Source organism: Campylobacter sp. RM15925 (assembly GCF_012978775.1).
In the GTDB taxonomy this organism is placed as follows: Bacteria; Campylobacterota; Campylobacteria; order Campylobacterales; family Campylobacteraceae; genus Campylobacter_A; species Campylobacter_A canis.
Window position 1 is genome coordinate 13,290 of record NZ_LIWP01000007.1, and the last position, 17,632, is coordinate 30,921.

A 17,632-nucleotide genomic window follows, 5' to 3' on the forward strand; every position below is an offset into this window, starting at 1 on the left:
ATGCAGACTTATTTAAGCATCGATGAATTTTGCAAGCTCGTGCATTTGGATCGTGAAGTGATAGAAGGCATGATAAAGCGCGGAGTGCTAAATACAAAAGAGCAAGACGGCAAAATTTACATAGAGGCAAATGAAGGCACGATGAGCGTAGTTCCAAGCGTAAGTGCGAATTTAAGCATAACAAGCAAACCAAGCGAGGGATTTAGCTTCGTTGAAAAGACGATAGGCACTATCTTAAATTTGCACGAAAAAGTGCTTGACGCTAAAGACGAAACGCTTGAGGCTTTAAGAAATGAGAATAAATTTTTAAAAGAGGCGCTTTATTCGATGCAAGAGCTTTACGATGAAGATAGAAAGACGATAGATACGCTTAACGAGCAGCTTAAAAAGGCCAATGAGGAGATTGAGTTCTTAAAGCGTAAATATAAGCTCATGTGGAACAAGGCTGTAGAAAACTTCAAGGATAGTTAGTGCAAATAGTAGAGTTAAAAGAAAACTTTGAAGTTTTTGGACTAAAAATTCGCACGGATAACGCTAGCGAGATGAACGGCGAGGGTAGAATAGCTGATCTATGGAGAGAGTTTTTAAACTCCAGCTATAACGGAACGGATGAAATTTGCGCTGTTTATCATGAGTATGAAAGCGATCTAAACGGCTCTTACTCTTTGCTTGTAGGCACTAAAGGCTCACCGCGCGGAGTTTATGAAAAAGTGACTGTAAAAGCGGGCAAATATGCCGTATTTGGTAAAGAGAGCACCGACAAAAAATCCGTGATAGAGCTTTGGCGTGAAATTTGGGAGTTTTTTGAAAGCTCAAATTTAAAAAGAGCCTACGTGACAGACTTTGAAAAGTATTTAAAAGACAAAATAGAAATTTATGTATCTATAAAGTAAGGATAAAAATGACATTTTCACAAATTATTTTAACACTGCAAAACTACTGGCAAGAGCTTGGCTGTGTGATACTTCAGCCATACGATATGCCCGCAGGCGCAGGAACATACCATCAAGCGACATTTTTAAGAAGCCTCGGCAAGAAGCCTTGGGCGACAGCTTATGTAGCGCCGTCTCGCCGTCCGACCGACGGCAGATACGGAGAAAATCCAAACCGCTTGGGGGCGTATTATCAGTTTCAAGTGCTAATAAAACCGAGCCCTGAAAACATCCAAGAGCTTTATCTAAAAAGCCTTGAAAAACTTGGTTTTGATCTTAAAAAGCACGATATCCGCTTCGTCGAGGATAACTGGGAGAGCCCAACACTTGGCGCATGGGGACTTGGTTGGGAAGTTTGGCTTGACGGTATGGAAGTAACGCAATTTACGTATTTTCAGCAGGTTGGTGGCATCACTTGCGATCTAGTAAGTGCCGAGATAACCTACGGGCTTGAACGCCTTGCGATGTATCTGCAAGATGTTGATAGCGTATATGACATCGTTTGGGACGATAATGGCGGCAATGTCGTAACTTACGGCGATGTGCATAAGCAAGGCGAGTATGAGTGGAGTAAATATAACTTCGAAGTTGCCGATACGAAGATGCTTTTTAATCAGTTTGAAAACGCCTTTAACGAGTGCAAAAACTGCCTGGAGGCTAAAATCTCGCTTCCTGCTTATGATTATTGTATGCTTGCGGCGCATACTTTTAATGTGCTTGACGCGCGTGGAGCGATTTCAGTAACTCAAAGACAAGATTATATCCTGAAAATTCGCGAGCTGGCTAAAGAGTGTGCTCTAACTTACAAGGCTAGCATAGATGAGCAAGAGGCAAATTTGTAAATGAAAATAGCTGAAATTTATAAATTTTTAAATGAGCTAAGCCCGTTTGAAAACCAAGAAAGCTGGGATAATAGCGGACTTATAATCGGCTCGCCTTATGATGAAGTGAATCAAATTTATCTAAGCCTTGATATTGATTTTGAGCTTTTGAGCGAAGTTAAACCAAATTCGCTTATTATTACACATCATCCGCTGATATTTAAAGGGCTAAAAAGCATAAATTCAAGCCTTTATCCAAGCTCGCTCATAACGCAAATGATAAAAAAAGAAATTTCATTAATAAGCCTTCATACGAATTACGATTTAAGCCATCTAAACGAATATGTAGCAAGCGAAATTTTGGGCTTTAAAGAGTATGAAAAAGATGAATTTTTGCTTTATATGGATGTGAATTTCAGCTTTGATGAGCTTTGTGATTTTATAAAGGATAAATTTAGCCTGCAAACTTTAAGAGTTGCAAAAACTACTAACGAAAATAGAATTCGCCGTCTTGCACTTTGCACTGGAAGCGGCGGAGATCTGATATCAAAAGTTAAAGCCGACGTATTTTTGAGCGGGGACTTTAAATATCATCAAGCGCTTGAAGCCAAGATGAACGGACTAAATTTGATAGACATAGGGCATTTTGAAACAGAGCGCTATTTTGGGGAATCCTTGGCAAAATATTTGCAAAATTTGGGAGTTTTCATTATAATAACTAACTCAAAAAACCCATTTGTATACCGCTAAACAAAAAGGAAAGTTATGAATAAATATTTAGAGCAGCTTGTCGATCTTGCCCAAATCGATAAAGAGATTGATGGATTTGGACCTAGACTTGAAAAAGTCGAGCGTGTTTTAAGAGCGACAAAAGACGAGCAAGCAGGCATTGCCGAGCAAATTTCAAATATTGATGAAGCCGTAGCCGAGTTAAAATCTCAAAAATCGCAAACCAACGCTCATATCGCTGAATTTTCTGCCAAGATTAAAGATGTCTCAAAGAAAAGCTCGGCAGCAAAAACCGAAAAAGAGATCAAGGCTCTTCAGCTTGAAGATGAGCTTGCCAGAGAGCAACTTGAGGCTGCGAATGAGGAGATTGAAAGGCTTGAAAAGATAATCGCAAATAAAAACGATCTAAAAACCGAGCTTGAAGCCAAAAGCGCCGAGCTTACAACAAGCCTGCAAAAAATTGAAGCCGACATCGCTCAAGAGGTAAGTGCGATAGAAAAAGAAAGAGCTGAAATTTATGCAAAAAAAGATAAATTAATCGGCGATATGAGTCAAAAAATTCTTACATTTTACGAGAAAATTCGCAAATGGGCTCACAACACCGCCGTAGTACCTGTAAAAAAACAAGCATGCTATGGCTGCTTCATGCAGATAAATGATAAAACTTATTCTGCGGTTATAAAGGGCGAAGATGTCGTTACTTGCCCGCATTGCGGAAGAATTTTATATAAAGAGACGGCTGAATAGCCCTAAAATTTGGTATTAATATATTATATTTTAGCTCTGATTGCGTTTGTGATCGGGGCTTTACCGCTTCTTTTTATCGCCTTTAAAACAAAATATCACCGTTCGATTCCCGCTAGATTTTTTCTTTTCAACAATCCCAAATTTGATGAATCAGACATTCATTTTCATGCTTGCTCGTTTGGTGAAATTCGCTCTATTGCGCCACTTTTAAAAAAATTTAAAAGCATTGCCGTAAGCGTGATAACAAAAACAGGATTTGACGAAGCTAAAAAGATAACGCCAAACACAAGATTTTTGCCGTTTGAAATTTTTATCCCTTTTTGGCTTAAAAGATCTAAAATTTTAGTTATCTTTGAAGCCGAGCTTTGGCTTATGCTTGTATTTTGGGCTAAATTTAAAGGCTCAAGAGTTATTTTGATAAATGCCAGAATTTCAGATAGAAGCTATAAAAGATACTTGAAATTTAGGTTTTTTTATAATGAAATTTTTAAATTTATAGATAAAATTTATGCGCAAAGCGAGCTTGATAAACAAAGACTAATCAGTCTTGGTGCAAAAAACGTAGTCGTAAGCGGAAATATCAAATCGGCTTTTTTACCTAGTATTAGTAAAGCTTACGATAAGCCAAAAGAGCGCGTTATCGTGCTTGCAAGCACGCACAAAGGCGAAGAAGAGCTACTGCTAAATCATATAAATTTAAGTGAAAATGATAAGCTTATTTTGGTTCCGCGCCATCCTGAGAGATTTGATGAAGCAGGTGAAATTTTGGCTAAATTTGCCCGCAATCACGGCTTTGGTTTTGAGAGATTTTCAAAATCTCAAAATTTTAGCGCCAAATGCGTTCTTGTTGATACTATGGGTGAGCTTGTAAATATCTATGCGATATCAGACATCGTGATTTTGGGCGGCAGCTTTGTGCCAAATGTCGGCGGACACAATCCGATTGAGGCGGCTCAGTTTGAAAATAGTATAATTACGGGCGAGTTTATATTTAACCAAAAGGCTCTTTTTGAACAGGTTGATGACGTGGTGTTTGCTAAAGCCGAATATGTCGGCGATTTGCTTAAAAAAGAGCTAAAAAAGAGTAAAATCCGTTCGCTTGGAAGTGCGGATGAGATCATAAAAGACATTAAGGATAGTTGTGAAAGAGGAAAAAGCTTATAAACTCCTTGCTTTGCAAGAGGGGATTTCAAACAACGAAGCAAAGGAGCTTATAGATAGCGGATTAGTAAGCGCAAGGGGACAAAAAATCGTAGTTGCAAGAGCTATGATGAGTGTTACTACTAAATTTAGCGTGCAAAAGATGCCAAAGCCTAGCGTGATATTTGAAGATGAAAATTTAATCGCTATCAATAAGCCTGCGTTTTTGACATCGGAAAAAGTAAGTCAAATTTACAAATTTCCGCTTTTGCACCGTCTTGATAAAGAGACTAGCGGAGTGCTTTTGCTCGTTAAAAATGAGGAATTTCAAAAAAAAGCCATTGAGGAATTTAAACATCACCGAGTGAAAAAAGAGTATATCGCGATAGTTAAAGGAATTTTAAGCGAAGATGTAAGAGTTGATGAACCTATAATCACTCTTAAAAATAAAGGCGGAGCGTATTCGAAAATTTCAAAAGACGGGAAAGAGGCTATTTCTATAATCTCACCTATCATGGTGGCAGGCAAAAAAAGCTTGGTGAAAGTTGAAATCCCAACAGGCAGAACTCATCAGATAAGAGTGCACCTAAATCATATCGGATTTGGTATAGTCGGCGATGAAAAATATGCTAAAAACAGATCAAAGCGAATGTATTTGCATGCGTGTAAGATAGAAATTTTAGGATATAAATTCAGGGCTAATTTGGGAAGTGATTTTAATGATTTTGGCTTTGAGATAGGCAAGAATTTTGAAGTTTAAAGAGTGATAAAGCTAAAATTTAGTAAAATGCGTCCCTTATGTGTTTAAATTAATTATAAATAGGCAAAATTTTAGGCATTTTAAAGTGCTTAGGATAAGCCAAAAGCCATATTTGGCTAGCAAATAAAATTAAAAAAGGTAAAGTTGTGTTTGAACAAATCAGTGAATCTTTTCGTTTGGCCGTTAGTAAAATCAGATTTGTTGATGATGAAAAAGCGTTAAAAAACGCTCTTGATGTTCTTAAAAAGGCTCTTTTAAAAGCCGACGTTCATCACAAAGTTACTAAAGATTTGCTGGCGCTAATTGAAGCTGATTTGAAACAAAGCAGTATAGGGCAAAAGCAGTTTTTAGACTCTATAAAATCAAATTTGACTAAAATTTTAACGGCTCCCGGAAATCAAGGCTTTGTCTATGCGCCTGTCGCCCCAACTGTTGTTTTGATGGCGGGACTTCAAGGTAGCGGTAAGACAACCACGACCGTAAAGCTTGCAAGCTATCTAAAGCTTAGAAAAAAGAAAGTTTTAGTGGCGGCCTGCGACCTTCAAAGACTTGCAGCCGTTGAGCAGCTTCGCCAACTTTGCGAGGCTAACGAGATAGAGCTTTTTAGTATAGAAAACGAAACAAACCCTATAAAAGTTGCTAAAGCGGCACTTGAAAAGGCAAAAAGCGGACTTTATGACGTACTTTTGGTTGATACTGCAGGACGTCTGGCTATAGATGAAGCTTTGATGAGCGAGATAAAAAGCATAAAAGCAGAGCTTAATCCGCATGAAATTTTCTATGTAGCTGATGCGATGAGCGGGCAGGACGGCATAAAATCCGCAGCAGGATTTAATGATGCTTTAACGATAACAGGTGTAGTGCTATCTAAATTTGACTCAGACAGCAAAGGCGGTGTCGCTATAGGAATAGCAAAGCAGCTAAATATACCGCTTAGATTCGTTGGGATTGGCGAAAAAACCGCTGATTTGGAGAGCTTTATACCCGATCGCATAGTAAGCAGGATTATGGGTGAGGGCGACTTGGCCACTTTGGCTGAAAAAACAAGCACTATTATGGATGAAAAAGAGGCAAAAAGACTTAATAAAAAGATAAAAAAAGGTCAGTTTAATTTTAACGACTTTTTAGAGCAGATGGAAAGCGTTAAAAAACTTGGAAATATGAAATCGCTCATAGGTATGATCCCTGGTCTTTCAGGCGTAGCAAATCAGATAAAAGATATAGATTTGGATAACTCAAAAGAGATAATTCATATAAGAGCCATGATAAATTCCATGACTTTAAAAGAGCGTGAAAATCCCGATCTTTTAAACAATAGCAGAAAAAGACGTTTGGCACAAGGCGCGGGTCTCAGTCAGGTAGAAGTTAATAGATTTCTTAAGCAATTTACAAACGCTTCAAAAATCGCTAAGAAATTTTCAGGAAAAGACGGCATGAGAGGACTTGGAAATTTACTCTCTCAAGCCAAGATAAATCGCCCTAGTTAAAAATGGGCTTAAATTTGGGTATAATTGTGCCTAAATTTAAGCCTTATTTAAAAATTTAGAAGGAGAAACAAGATATGGCAACAGTAGTAAGACTAACAAGAATGGGACGCAAAAAAAGACCATTTTATCGTATAGTTGTAACAGACAGCAGAAAAAGAAGAGACGGTGGCTGGATAGAGTCTATAGGATACTATAATCCAATGGTTGAGCCTGAAGTTGTTAAATTTGATGCTGAGCGCCTTGCTTACTGGAAGGGTGTGGGTGCACAACTTAGCGATAGAGTTGCAAAAATAACTAGCAAATAATAACAATGGTTGAAGATTTTTTACGCGAATACGCAAAACTTATAGCAGATTTTCCGGGCAAAGTAAAAGTCGAAAGAGTAGAGTTAGGAGAGAATTTCGCCGAAGCGATAGTCTATGCCGATAAGGTGGATACCGGCAAACTCATAGGAAAAGACGGTAGAATGATAAATGCTATAAAAACTGTAATAATAGGTTGCAAGGCAAAAGATGCGACCTCATATAGGGTTACGGTAAAGCCACTTGAAGAGTGATCTGGTAGAAGTCGGCATACTTGGTAAAAGTGTTGGCTTAAAGGGCTTTGTTAGGCTTCATGACAAAAGTGACTTTCCTAAACAATTTAAAAAAGACGCAAAATTTATAGATAAAGACGGTAATGAGCTAGTTGTAAAAAGCTTTAATAATGCAAATAGCTCTATCCTTTTTTATGATTTTGAAGATATTGATTTGGCTAAAACTCTTACAAATCGCACTATATATACCACTCAAGAACTTACTCGTCAAACTTGCAATCTAAAAAAAGATGAGTTTTTTTATTTTGACATTTTGGGATGTAAAATTTATGAAAATGATCAAAATTTAGGAGTAGTTGAGGATATAGAAGACGGCAGTGCAAATCATCTTTTTTATATCAAGACTGATGAAGAGCTTGTGCAAAAAGGACTTGCTAAGAATTTTTACATACCATATGTAAACGCCTACGTAGAAAAAATAGATATACAAAACAAGATAATTTATACAAAAAACGCTTTTTTGATCTTAGAAAATTCATGATTAAATTCACTTTTATCACGCTTTTTGAAAATTTAATCAAGCCTTATTTTACGGACTCTATTTTAGGTCGTGCAACTAACAAAGGACTAATAAAGCTTGAGTTTGTAAATCCAAGAAATTTTAGTAAAGATAAGCATAAAAAAGTTGATGATTATATGATAGGAGGTGGAGCGGGACTTCTTATGAGCGCTCAACCTCTTGAAGATGCGATAAAATCTGTAAAAGCAAAAAACTCAAATACTCATATTGTTTTTTTAACTCCTGCTGCAAAGAAATTTGAACAAGAAGATGCAAAAAGGTTGTCTAAAAAAGAACATATCTGCTTTATTTGCGGAAGATACGAGGGGATTGATGAGAGAATTGTCGAAAGATACGTGAATGAAGTTTTTTGCATAGGCGATTTTGTGCTTACCGGCGGAGAGTTGCCCGCTCTTTGCATGAGTGATGCGATATCTAGGAATATAAGCGGAGTTTTGGGCAATGATGAGAGTTTAAGTGAAGAGAGTTTTGAACAAGGACTTTTAGAATTTCCGGCTTTTACCAAGCCAAATATATATGAAAATTTAAATGTTGTTTCAGACTTTTTAAAGGGAAATCATGCTAAAATCAGGGCTTTAAAAAATGATATGGCGTGCTTCAAAACTAGGTTTTTCCGTCCTGATTTATACCGAAAATACAAGCCGCTGATGAAGGATAAAAGATGAGAAATAAGTATATTGAAGCATTTGAAAATGCTCAAATCGCAAGTAAGTCTGTGCCTGAATTTCGTGCCGGCGACACACTTCGTGTAGCCATTCGCATTAAAGAGGGCGATAAAACTAGAGTTCAAAACTTTGAAGGTATTTGTATAGCTAGACGCGGAAGCGGAACAGGCGAAACATTTATGATCAGAAAGATCGGCGCAAACAGCGTTGGTGTTGAGAGAATTTTCCCTATTTATAGCGATAGCCTTGAGAGTATAACTGTATTAAGACGCGGTCGTGTAAGACGTGCGAAACTATTTTATCTACGCGATAGACGCGGTAAATCTGCACGTATTAGAGAGCTTAAAAAATAATTTTATACTTGCCAAAAGAGATTTTTTCTTTTGGCTTTTTAACTTTTTCTAATAACTTAGAACTTTGATTTTATATTAAATAATTTTTAATTTAATATCTGCAAGAGGCTATATAGCACCTCTCTTTTTTTATTATTGTAACTTTTAAAGCTGCATTAGCTTGAATTAAACTTTTTATTTTTTAGTTAAAAGCAAGGAGTAAAAATAAAAAGAGCTTTTGTTGATTGTCGGAATTTATTTGTCTAGCTATAATATTAAATTTTTATTACAATTAAGTTTTTGTTTTCTAGAGCAATAACATTATAGTAAAAATATAGAAAGATATGAATCCGAATTTGATTTTGGGCTTGTAATATATGCAATTATATTGTTTATCTTTGGGTTTTAGTTGGACTCATGGAATATGAATTTAATCGGTTTTTATACCTAAAAATGATTTTTACCTAAAGTCTTTTATAAAATTCAAAAAATATAAAAATACTCTTAATTTGAATCAATAAAAAATTAATATCCAAAAGTTAAAATTACCGCATATTTTTAAAAGGATGCAAATGCAAAAGATTGTTTGGAAAGACGAGAATTTTAACGGTATAAAGGTAGTAAAACTATTTGAAGGCTCAGGCAGTAAAGAGATACGCATAAATTTGCAAAAAGGGCATGAAATGAAAGAGCATCAAGCGCCTGGAGCTATAATGGTTCAAGTGCTTAGTGGAAAAATCGAATTTAGCGTAGGAAGCGATGTGCAAATTTTAAATTCTCTTGATATGATCGCACTTGATGCCAATATCCCGCATGCATTAAATGCACTTGAAGATAGTATCGTTAGACTAAGCTTAAGTAAAAACGACGATGTAAGTCGAGTTTTTAAAGTTTTAAACGCTTAAAATCTTAATTTAAAAAATTAAAATTTATATTTTATAAAATACCTCATTCTTTTGTGTAGTTGATAGAATATATTAACTACATATTTACATTTTCTTTATTTAAAACCACATGCTTTAATATAAATTTTATTTTACACTAAAGATAGTATGATCTGTATATTATTTTTTGATAAATATTTCATCTTGACCTTGAAATTTCGCGTATACCAAACATCGAAATTTTTTCAATAATATTTTTTACATATAAAAATAAAAACAATCCTTAATCTAAATATAATTTAAGCAAAGTCTAAAATTATAAATAAAAAATAAATTTAAATATGCAAAAAACCTCTTAAAAATTAATTTTTTAATTTAAAAATTATAAAAGTTGTAGTATAGTTTCAATAATTAAATTTTTTCAAAGGAGAATCCATTATGGGAACTAGAAAAGAACACGATTTTATAGGTGAGCTTGAAATTTCTGATGACGTTTATTACGGCGTTCAGACTTTTAGGGCTCTTGAAAATTTCCACATGACAGGAAGAAAGCTAAGCGAGTATCCTTATTTTATAAAAGCATTTGCTCAAATCAAAAAAGCGGCAGCTCTGGCAAATAAGCAAGTGGGAGTGCTTGATGCCACAAAGGCCGATGCTATCGCTAAAGCTTGCGATAGATTGATCGCGGGAGAATTCCAAGATCAATTTGTAGTCGATATGATCCAAGGCGGTGCAGGAACTTCTACAAATATGAACTCAAATGAGGTTATCACAAACGTTGCTCTTGAGAGCATGGGTCACAAAAAAGGCGAATACCAATACCTTCATCCAAACGATCATACAAATTTGGGTCAAAGTACTAATGACACATATCCAAGCTCTATTAAAGTGGCAGCTTACGCGAAGCTAACAGACCTGCTAAAAGCTATGGAAAATTTGAAAAACGAACTTGAAATTAAAGCAAAAGAGTTTAAAGATATAATAAAAATGGGTAGAACAGAGCTTGAAGATGCGGTTCCTACAACACTTGGAAATACTTTTAACGCATTTGCAAGCTACATAAAAAGCGATATAGAAAAGATTAAAGCAGCTAGAGAGAGCATGACATATCTAAATATGGGCGCTACTGCGATAGGTACAGGTATAAATTGCCATCCTGACTATAAAGCGGCAGTTCATAAAATTTTAAGCGAAATTACGGGTGTTGATTTTAAACCTGCTGAGGATTTTATCGCAGCTACTCAAGATACCGGTGATTTTGTTCATGTAAGTGGCGCTTTAAAAACAGCTGCGGTTCGCCTAAGCAAAATCGCAAACGATCTTCGTCTTATGAACTCAGGTCCAAGATGCGGTCTTGGCGAGATAAATTTACCTCAAATGCAACCAGGTAGCTCAATCATGCCTGGTAAAGTAAATCCTGTTATCGCTGAAGTTGTAGGCGAGGCTTGCTATGAAGTTATCGGCAACGACGTAACTATAATGCTTTGCTCTGAAAGAGGCGAATTTGAACTAAACGCATTTGAACCGGGAATTGCTTATGGGCTATTTAACTCTTTGGTAATTCTTGAAAATGCTATGAATACGCTAGCTGAAAAAGCTATCAAAAAACTAACTGCAAATCCTGAAGCTTGCTTAAAATCAGTTCTAGGATCAGTCGGTATAGTTACTGCATTTAACCCTTATATAGGTTATGAAAAATCAGCAAGCATCGCTAAAGAAGCACTTGCAACAGGTAAAGCGGTCGGCGACATCTGCCTAGAAAGAGGTTATTTAACTAAAGAAGAGATAGATAAAATTTTAGAGCCTAAAAATATGCTAAACCCACACATGGGCGAGTAAAATTAGGTTGAATTAATAGTCGGTGCGTCAAATTTGGTCGGCGCACCAAAATTTGATTAGAAGTGAAAAATAAATTTCATAAAGGAGATTCTTATGGATATAATGCTGATTTTACAGATTATAGTCCTATTTGGGGGTATCTACCTAGGTGTTAAACTAGGAGGTATGGGAGTTGGTTACGCAGGTGGTCTTGGTGTTGTCGTTTTAGCAATGCTTGGCATGAAAGTCGAGATGAAGGGTATTCCTATGGACGTTATCCTCATCATCGCATCAGTTATCTCTGCAATTACTGCTATGCAGGTTGCCGGAGGACTTGATTATCTTGTTCAGGTTGCGTCTAAAATTTTACGCAAAAATCCAAAACAAATTAACTTTTTAGCTCCTATTGTTACTTATCTTTTAACGATATTTGCGGGTACCGGACATACGGCTTTTTCAATGCTTCCTGTTATTACCGAAGTTGCTAAAGGACAAAACATCAAGCCTAGCGCACCTCTTGCGCTTGCCGTCGTTTCATCTCAGGTTGCAATTACCGCAAGCCCGATTTCAGCGGCTTTTGTTGCGATGACAGGCGTTGTAGAGCCTCTTGGCGTTAGCTATCCGATGCTTTTATTTATCTGCATCTCTACGACATTTGTAGCTATGATTGCAACATCGTTTTTCGTAAATAAATTTTACGATCTTGATCTTTCAAAAGATCCTATTTATCAAGAAAGACTCGCAAAAGGTCTTGTTGAAGAGGTTAAAGATGCCGAGTATAAAGAGCTTAAACCTTATGCGAAAAGATCGGTTGCGATATTTGGTATAGGTGTTTTGATTATCGTAGCTTATGCGCTTATGATTTCAAAGAGCGTAGGACTTATCGAAAATCCTATCCTAACAAGAGATAACGCAATTATCAGCTTTATGCTAACTATCGGTTTTGTTATCGTAGTGCTTTGCAAGGTCGATACAGGCAAATTGCTTTCAACCAGCACTTTCCAAAGCGGTATGAATGCGTGCATCTGCGTTATCGGTATTGCATGGCTTGGAACTACATTTGTAAACGGACATATTGAGAGTATCAAAGACATAGCTCAAGCGGTTGTTACCAAGTATCCGTTTATATTGGCCGTAGCGCTTTATTTCTTAAGCTGCTTGCTCTATTCACAAGCTGCAACAACTCGCGTTATGATGCCTGCTGTTGCCGTTGCTCTTGGTATGACAAGCCCTGAAAACGCACAACACGTTTGGATCTTAGTTGCATCATTTGCGGCTGTTTCAGGACTATTTGTTCTTCCTACATATCCGACAACGCTTGGAGCTATCGCAATGGATGATACCGGAACTACGAAAGTGGGCAAATTCGTATTTAACCACTCGTTCTTTATCCCTGGTACTATAATGGTTGCGATATCTGTTGCACTTGGATTTTTAATAGCTCCTGTATTGATATAAGAGCTTTATATAGAAATTAAGCCAAGAGAATTTCTCTTGGCTTTTAAATTTAAGGAAATTAAATGAAACGAATCGGAATTATGGGCGGAATGGGACCTCTTGCGACTATCGATCTTTATGCAAAGATAGTTGAGCTAACGGACGCAAAAAAAGATCAAGACAACATACCTATCATCATAGATAACTACCCTCAAATTCCCGATAGAACGGCTTATATACTTCACGGTGGCGAAGATCCGTTTCCTTTTATGAAAGAAGCAGCACTTAGGCTTAAAAACACAGGATGTGAGGCTGTTTGCATATCTTGCAATACCGCTCACTATTTTGCTCCTAGGCTTGAAGAGGAGTGTGGTATAAACATCCTTCATATAGCAAAAATAGCCACTAAGGCGATAAGCACAAATTTCCCAAATGCTAAAAAAATAGCCGTCATAGCGACTACCGGGACTACAAAAGCTAAAATTTATGAAGATGAGCTGGTTGCAAACGGATTTGAGTGTGTCCAAATTCCTGAAAATTTACTTTCAAATATCATGGACTGCATCTATAAAGGCGCTAAAGCAAACAACTTGGAAGCTTATGTTTCGCTTTTTAACGAAACGATAGAGCGTATAGAGGCTGATGCTTATATAGCGGCTTGTACCGAAATTCCTCTGTTTTTACCTTACGCAGATAAAAAAGATAAATTTGTAGATGCGACTCTTGAGCTTGCAAAAGCGGCTGTGAAATTCGGACTTCAAAAGTAAAATTTAAGCGCAAATTTGAAGCCGATCAGTCAAATTTGCGCTTAAATTCTCAAATTTAACTCTCAATTAAAATAAATTTTTATAAAATCTTTGTTAATTATAAAATTTCAAAGGTTTTTCGTGTCACACTCCGAAACTAGCGGTTTATATTTCGGCGCTTTTGTCATACTTTTTTTAGCGACTTTCGTTTTTAGCTTGATTGTCTTTTTATCAAGCAAGATAGGCGCAAAATTAGCAAATAAAAACTCCGAGCGTCTAAAACTTGCTATATACGAGTGCGGACCTGAAACGATAAAGCAGCCAAACCGCATAAATACTCACTATTTTACATACGCGATACTTTTTATCCTTTTTGACGTTGAGGTTATATTTATGTTTCCGTGGGCGGTTGATTTTAAAATTTTAGGAGTTTTCGGATTTGTTGAGATGCTGCTTTTTATCACGCTTTTATCGGTCGGATTCATCTATGCTTGGGGGAAAGGAGCGTTTGAGTGGCAGGGCGTGAAATGAATTATGCCGCAAACGGCGGTTTGCCGGTAGTTTTAACGACAGTCGATAAGCTTGTGCAGTGGGGTCGTAGTAACTCGCTTTGGGCGCTTAGCTACGGGCTTGCGTGCTGCGCGATAGAGATGATGGCAAGCGGGGCTAGCAGATATGACTTTGACCGTTTTGGAACTATTTTTAGAGCCTCGCCAAGACACTCTGAAGTAATGATAATCGCAGGCACCCTTACAAAAAAGCACGCCGAATTTACAAGAAGACTATATGATCAAATGGCTGAGCCAAAGTGGGTCATATCCATGGGAAGTTGTGCAAACACGGGCGGTATGTTTAACACCTATTCAACGGTGCAAGGAGTTGATAGGATAATACCTGTTGATATCTACTTGCCGGGTTGTGCTCCGCGCCCGGAAACTCTTCAATACGCACTCATGATACTTCAAAAGAAAATTCGCAAGCAAAGTGCCTTTAGAGCTGCAAAACCAAAGAGGCTGATATGATGAGAGAGTATAAAGATAGAAATAACGCTCAGAAAAAGCACTACTATAAAGACAGCTTTTACATACCTGAAAAGACGCAGAAATTTGACATTTACAAGAGTAAATTTGAAGAAGATATAGAGGCTTTGGCTATTGCGGGAGTTCAAATTTTAGACTCATATATAGAGCTTGATCAACTTGTGGTGTATGTAAATAGCGAGGAAAATTTAAAAGCGCTTGAAATTTTAAGAGAGATCGGATATGAAATTTTATGTGAAATTTCGGCTGTTGATTTTATCGCCGGTAAGGGCGGTTTTGAAGTCTTTTATCAGCTTTTATCCGTATCAAAAACAAAGCGCGCAAGGCTAAAGTGCTTCGTAAAAGAGCGCGAAATGCTTGCAAGCGTGACATCACTGTATAAAAGCGCAAATTGGTCCGAGCGAGAGATGTATGATATGTTTGGAATTTTAATCAAAAATCATCCGAATTTAAAGCGTCTTATAATGCCTGATGATTGGCACTCGCACCCGCTTTTAAAGAGCTATCCGCTTCACGGTGACGAGCAGGCGCAGTGGTATGAGGTCGATAAAATTTTCGGACGCGAATATCGAGAGGTCATAGGTCCTGAAAATCGCGACAGCGCAAGGGTTGATAGCAAAGATACGTTTAATTTTTCAAGAATTTATCATGAGGTTGGCAAGGGCGAGCCTCCAAGAGATGACAGAGTACTACAAGAGTATCAAGAGGATGAGGGCGTGGCGTTTGTAAAAAAAGTAAAGCGCGACAAAGCTAAAATTTTAAAGAAAAGACCGTAAATGCAAAATCCAAGCAGACTTAAGCCGTTTTTTGAAAATATCGAATTTGAAGAAAATGACGGCAAGATGATACTAAATTTCGGTCCTCAGCACCCTTCGGCTCACGGGCAGCTTAAGCTCGTGCTTGAGCTTGACGGCGAAAAGGTCGTGCGCGCCATGCCTGAAGTAGGCTTTATGCATAGAGGCGTTGAAAAGATGGCCGAAAACATGACCTTTCAGGAGTTTTTGCCGGTAACGGATAGAGTTGATTATATAGCCTCAAGTGCGAACAACTACGCACTTTGCGCGGCGGTTGAGAAGCTTTGTGATATAGAAGTGCCAAGAAGGGCACAGATAATTAGAACGATGATATTAGAGCTTAATCGCATAAGCTCGCACCTGCTTTTTTTGGCTACTCACGCACTTGATGTTGGCGCTATGAGCGTGTTTTTGTATGCTTTTAGAGAGCGTGAATACGTGCTTGATCTGATGGAGGCTTATTGTGGCGCTAGGCTAACTCATTCAAGCGTTCGCATAGGCGGCATGCCGCTTGATTTGCCAAACGGTTGGCTTGCGCAGATGACTGAGTTTTGCGATAAATTTCCAAACGATATCAAAACTTACGAAACGCTTTTAAGCGATAATAGAATTTGGCGTATGAGACTTGAAGGAGTTGGTGTTTTAAGTAAAGAAGACGCTCTTAGTATGGGCTGCTCGGGCGTTATGCTAAGAGCAAGCGGAGTGCCTTGGGATATCAGAAAGGCAGAACCTTATCTCATCTATGATGAGCTTGAATTTGATGTTCCTTACACTACTAGCGGGGACTGCTATGCAAGATACAAGCTTTATATGGAGGAGATGAGGCAAAGCGTTAGGATTTTGCTTCAATGCGCAAAGCTTTATCATACTACTAGCCCTGAAATTTTAGCCAATTCGCCGCAGTTCGTAAGCGCAAGCAAAGAGCAGATCATGACTCAAAACTACTCTTTGATGCAGCATTTTGTGCTTGTTACTCAAGGACTAAGAGCAAAGCAGGGAGAAGTTTATCACGCTACCGAGTCGCCAAAGGGCGAGCTTGGATTTTATATATATTCAACCGGCGAAGCAAGCCCTTACAGGCTTAAAATTCGCGCTCCTAGCTTCTTTCACTGCGCGCTTTACGAGCATCTTTTAGTGGGGCAATATATCGCCGATGTCGTTACCATAATCGGTAGTTCAAATATCATTTTAGGCGAGATAGACAGATGAAAAGGGTTGATTTAAGGCATTTAAAAGCCAAATTTGAACGCGAATTTGAACGATGTGTTTTGAAGCTAAGAAGCGGTGAGGTCTGTATCTATCTTTTTGAGATCGGGGATTTTGAGTGTATAGAAAGGTGTGCGAATTTGGCTGTTAGAAACGGGTGTGAGATAATGAATTCGCTTAAATTTAACCAAGTTGATTGGATGATGGCGATAAAGAAGAATTAAAAGGCGGGATATGAAATTTAGTGAATTTAACGGCGGCAAGACTTTAAGTATGGCAAGTTTGCTTAGCGTGCAAAATTCAAATTTGGCTGAGAGGTTAAAACAAAACGAGTTTTTGTATATCTCATGCTTTGAGGATCAAAATTTAGGCAACGAAAATCTAATAAGATGCGAGATAGGAGCTGTTAGCTATGTGCTTGCTCTTATTTGTAAATACTGCGTGGAGGGATTAAATTTAACTCCTAAGGCGCGCGAATATCTAAGCGAGCTTGATGAGGGATTTTTAAGCGGCGAGAGTAGCGTAGGAGAAGAGGAATTTGAAGATATTGCCCAGTTTTTAGGTGACGCTAAAAATATCATCATCGACAGCACGTTTTTTACTCATCCTGATTCAAAGCTTATCTTTGAGTTTTTAAATTTGCTTGATTTAAACATCGTGCTAGCAGACGGCGAAGCTAAAGAGGTTGAGACTAGCGGAAATTTAACCGAACTAAAAGAGCTTGAAAGCTTTGATGGAAGCGTTGTTTTTGGGCTTGTCGGAGAGAGTGGCGAACTTGTAGGTTCTGCTTCATTTGCGGCGGCTGCCAAGATAAAAGACGGCGATGAGGTGAGTATAAAAGCGCGCGATCTTGACATAACGCGTAAATTTAGGCTTGATGGCTTGATGAAAGGAACGGTTGGAATTTTTAACGATATAAAGGTTGACGGCTATAACTTTAAGGTTGCAAAAATTTCAAAAATAGGCTAAAGATGAGCGA

23 protein-coding genes are annotated in these 17,632 nt (G+C 37.7%); all 23 read left to right on the forward strand.

What is annotated here, in order from left to right; all coding sequences use genetic code 11:
* The gene (locus CDOM15925_RS05540) at nt 1–471 is read left to right on the forward strand and encodes a DUF3972 domain-containing protein (RefSeq protein ID WP_169941916.1); all 471 of its coding nucleotides are present in this window, start codon (nt 1–3) and stop codon (nt 469–471) included.
* Nucleotides 471–893, forward strand: coding sequence for a GyrI-like domain-containing protein (locus CDOM15925_RS05545; protein ID WP_169941918.1), 423 nt, complete (start codon nt 471–473; stop codon nt 891–893). The genes CDOM15925_RS05540 and CDOM15925_RS05545 overlap by 1 nt, the downstream gene beginning before the upstream one ends.
* Nucleotides 894–901: 8 nt before the next feature.
* Entirely contained in the window at nt 902–1,774 is an 873-nt protein-coding gene (glyQ, locus tag CDOM15925_RS05550; protein ID WP_169941920.1) for a glycine--tRNA ligase subunit alpha, read from the forward strand.
* Complete coding sequence (locus CDOM15925_RS05555; RefSeq protein WP_169941929.1) at nt 1,775–2,503, forward strand: Nif3-like dinuclear metal center hexameric protein; 729 nt, start codon at nt 1,775–1,777, stop codon at nt 2,501–2,503.
* A 15-nt stretch (nt 2,504–2,518) separates the two neighbouring features.
* Nucleotides 2,519–3,229 (forward strand): zinc ribbon domain-containing protein, encoded by a 711-nt coding sequence (locus CDOM15925_RS05560; RefSeq protein ID WP_169941932.1) that lies wholly within the window; start codon nt 2,519–2,521, stop codon nt 3,227–3,229.
* A gap of 9 nt (nt 3,230–3,238) precedes the next feature.
* Nucleotides 3,239–4,393, forward strand: coding sequence for a lipid IV(A) 3-deoxy-D-manno-octulosonic acid transferase (gene waaA, locus CDOM15925_RS05565; RefSeq protein WP_169941933.1), 1,155 nt, complete (start codon nt 3,239–3,241; stop codon nt 4,391–4,393).
* Nucleotides 4,371–5,129 carry an RluA family pseudouridine synthase gene (locus tag CDOM15925_RS05570; protein ID WP_169941935.1) on the forward strand — a complete coding sequence of 253 codons (759 nt, stop codon included), beginning with the start codon at nt 4,371–4,373 and terminating at the stop codon, nt 5,127–5,129. The genes waaA and CDOM15925_RS05570 overlap by 23 nt, the downstream gene beginning before the upstream one ends.
* A 146-nt stretch (nt 5,130–5,275) precedes the next feature.
* Nucleotides 5,276–6,616 carry a signal recognition particle protein gene (ffh, locus tag CDOM15925_RS05575; RefSeq protein ID WP_169941937.1) on the forward strand — a complete coding sequence of 447 codons (1,341 nt, stop codon included), beginning with the start codon at nt 5,276–5,278 and terminating at the stop codon, nt 6,614–6,616.
* Between the two features lie 74 nt (nt 6,617–6,690).
* On the forward strand, nt 6,691–6,921 hold the full coding sequence (rpsP, locus tag CDOM15925_RS05580; RefSeq protein ID WP_169941939.1) for a 30S ribosomal protein S16: 231 nt from the start codon (nt 6,691–6,693) through the stop codon (nt 6,919–6,921).
* Between the two features lie 5 nt (nt 6,922–6,926).
* Nucleotides 6,927–7,172 (forward strand): KH domain-containing protein, encoded by a 246-nt coding sequence (locus tag CDOM15925_RS05585; RefSeq protein WP_169941941.1) that lies wholly within the window; start codon nt 6,927–6,929, stop codon nt 7,170–7,172.
* Entirely contained in the window at nt 7,162–7,692 is a 531-nt protein-coding gene (gene rimM, locus CDOM15925_RS05590) for a ribosome maturation factor RimM (RefSeq protein WP_169941943.1), read from the forward strand. Before CDOM15925_RS05585 ends, rimM begins: the two co-directional genes overlap by 11 nt.
* On the forward strand, nt 7,692–8,396 hold the full coding sequence (gene trmD / locus CDOM15925_RS05595) for a tRNA (guanosine(37)-N1)-methyltransferase TrmD (protein WP_169942087.1): 705 nt from the start codon (nt 7,692–7,694) through the stop codon (nt 8,394–8,396). The genes rimM and trmD overlap by 1 nt, the downstream gene beginning before the upstream one ends.
* A complete protein-coding gene (rplS, locus tag CDOM15925_RS05600; RefSeq protein WP_169941944.1) occupies nt 8,393–8,749 on the forward strand; it encodes a 50S ribosomal protein L19 in 357 nt (118 codons plus the stop codon). Before trmD ends, rplS begins: the two co-directional genes overlap by 4 nt.
* A 551-nt stretch (nt 8,750–9,300) precedes the next feature.
* Nucleotides 9,301–9,633, forward strand: a complete 333-nt coding sequence (locus tag CDOM15925_RS05605) for a cupin domain-containing protein (RefSeq protein ID WP_169941946.1) — start codon at nt 9,301–9,303, stop codon at nt 9,631–9,633.
* Between the two features lie 417 nt (nt 9,634–10,050).
* A complete protein-coding gene (locus tag CDOM15925_RS05610) occupies nt 10,051–11,451 on the forward strand; it encodes an aspartate ammonia-lyase (RefSeq protein ID WP_169941949.1) in 1,401 nt (466 codons plus the stop codon).
* A 93-nt stretch (nt 11,452–11,544) separates the two neighbouring features.
* On the forward strand, nt 11,545–12,888 hold the full coding sequence (locus CDOM15925_RS05615; RefSeq protein WP_169941951.1) for an anaerobic C4-dicarboxylate transporter: 1,344 nt from the start codon (nt 11,545–11,547) through the stop codon (nt 12,886–12,888).
* 62 nt (nt 12,889–12,950) lie between these two features.
* A complete protein-coding gene (gene cuyB / locus CDOM15925_RS05620; RefSeq protein WP_169941953.1) occupies nt 12,951–13,634 on the forward strand; it encodes a cysteate racemase in 684 nt (227 codons plus the stop codon).
* A gap of 120 nt (nt 13,635–13,754) precedes the next feature.
* Entirely contained in the window at nt 13,755–14,144 is a 390-nt protein-coding gene (locus CDOM15925_RS05625) for an NAD(P)H-quinone oxidoreductase subunit 3 (RefSeq protein WP_169941955.1), read from the forward strand.
* Nucleotides 14,141–14,635, forward strand: coding sequence for a NuoB/complex I 20 kDa subunit family protein (locus tag CDOM15925_RS05630; RefSeq protein WP_211436690.1), 495 nt, complete (start codon nt 14,141–14,143; stop codon nt 14,633–14,635). The genes CDOM15925_RS05625 and CDOM15925_RS05630 overlap by 4 nt, the downstream gene beginning before the upstream one ends.
* On the forward strand, nt 14,635–15,429 hold the full coding sequence (locus tag CDOM15925_RS05635; protein WP_169941959.1) for an NADH-quinone oxidoreductase subunit C: 795 nt from the start codon (nt 14,635–14,637) through the stop codon (nt 15,427–15,429). Before CDOM15925_RS05630 ends, CDOM15925_RS05635 begins: the two co-directional genes overlap by 1 nt.
* Nucleotides 15,430–16,656, forward strand: coding sequence for an NADH dehydrogenase (quinone) subunit D (nuoD, locus tag CDOM15925_RS05640; protein ID WP_169941962.1), 1,227 nt, complete (start codon nt 15,430–15,432; stop codon nt 16,654–16,656).
* A complete protein-coding gene (locus CDOM15925_RS05645) occupies nt 16,653–16,877 on the forward strand; it encodes an NADH-ubiquinone oxidoreductase subunit E family protein (protein ID WP_169941964.1) in 225 nt (74 codons plus the stop codon). Before nuoD ends, CDOM15925_RS05645 begins: the two co-directional genes overlap by 4 nt.
* 10 nt (nt 16,878–16,887) lie before the next feature.
* The gene (locus CDOM15925_RS05650; RefSeq protein ID WP_169941966.1) at nt 16,888–17,622 is read left to right on the forward strand and encodes a hypothetical protein; all 735 of its coding nucleotides are present in this window, start codon (nt 16,888–16,890) and stop codon (nt 17,620–17,622) included.
* Nucleotides 17,623–17,632: the final 10 nt, after the last annotated feature.

Excerpts from the sequence above, each read along its gene's own strand:
- CDOM15925_RS05540 (WP_169941916.1), top strand. The coding sequence starts at position 1 with ATGCAGACTTATTTAAGCATCGATGAATTTTGCAAGCTCGTGCATTTG.
- glyQ (WP_169941920.1), top strand. The coding sequence starts at position 902 with ATGACATTTTCACAAATTATTTTAACACTGCAAAACTACTGGCAAGAG.
- CDOM15925_RS05555 (WP_169941929.1), top strand. The coding sequence starts at position 1,775 with ATGAAAATAGCTGAAATTTATAAATTTTTAAATGAGCTAAGCCCGTTT.
- CDOM15925_RS05560 (WP_169941932.1), top strand. The coding sequence starts at position 2,519 with ATGAATAAATATTTAGAGCAGCTTGTCGATCTTGCCCAAATCGATAAA.
- rpsP (WP_169941939.1), top strand. The coding sequence starts at position 6,691 with ATGGCAACAGTAGTAAGACTAACAAGAATGGGACGCAAAAAAAGACCA.
- CDOM15925_RS05585 (WP_169941941.1), top strand. The coding sequence starts at position 6,927 with ATGGTTGAAGATTTTTTACGCGAATACGCAAAACTTATAGCAGATTTT.
- rplS (WP_169941944.1), top strand. The coding sequence starts at position 8,393 with ATGAGAAATAAGTATATTGAAGCATTTGAAAATGCTCAAATCGCAAGT.
- CDOM15925_RS05605 (WP_169941946.1), top strand. The coding sequence starts at position 9,301 with ATGCAAAAGATTGTTTGGAAAGACGAGAATTTTAACGGTATAAAGGTA.
- CDOM15925_RS05610 (WP_169941949.1), top strand. The coding sequence starts at position 10,051 with ATGGGAACTAGAAAAGAACACGATTTTATAGGTGAGCTTGAAATTTCT.
- CDOM15925_RS05615 (WP_169941951.1), top strand. The coding sequence starts at position 11,545 with ATGGATATAATGCTGATTTTACAGATTATAGTCCTATTTGGGGGTATC.
- cuyB (WP_169941953.1), top strand. The coding sequence starts at position 12,951 with ATGAAACGAATCGGAATTATGGGCGGAATGGGACCTCTTGCGACTATC.
- CDOM15925_RS05630 (WP_211436690.1), top strand. The coding sequence starts at position 14,141 with ATGAATTATGCCGCAAACGGCGGTTTGCCGGTAGTTTTAACGACAGTC.
- CDOM15925_RS05635 (WP_169941959.1), top strand. The coding sequence starts at position 14,635 with ATGAGAGAGTATAAAGATAGAAATAACGCTCAGAAAAAGCACTACTAT.
- nuoD (WP_169941962.1), top strand. The coding sequence starts at position 15,430 with ATGCAAAATCCAAGCAGACTTAAGCCGTTTTTTGAAAATATCGAATTT.
- CDOM15925_RS05645 (WP_169941964.1), top strand. The coding sequence starts at position 16,653 with ATGAAAAGGGTTGATTTAAGGCATTTAAAAGCCAAATTTGAACGCGAA.
- CDOM15925_RS05650 (WP_169941966.1), top strand. The coding sequence starts at position 16,888 with ATGAAATTTAGTGAATTTAACGGCGGCAAGACTTTAAGTATGGCAAGT.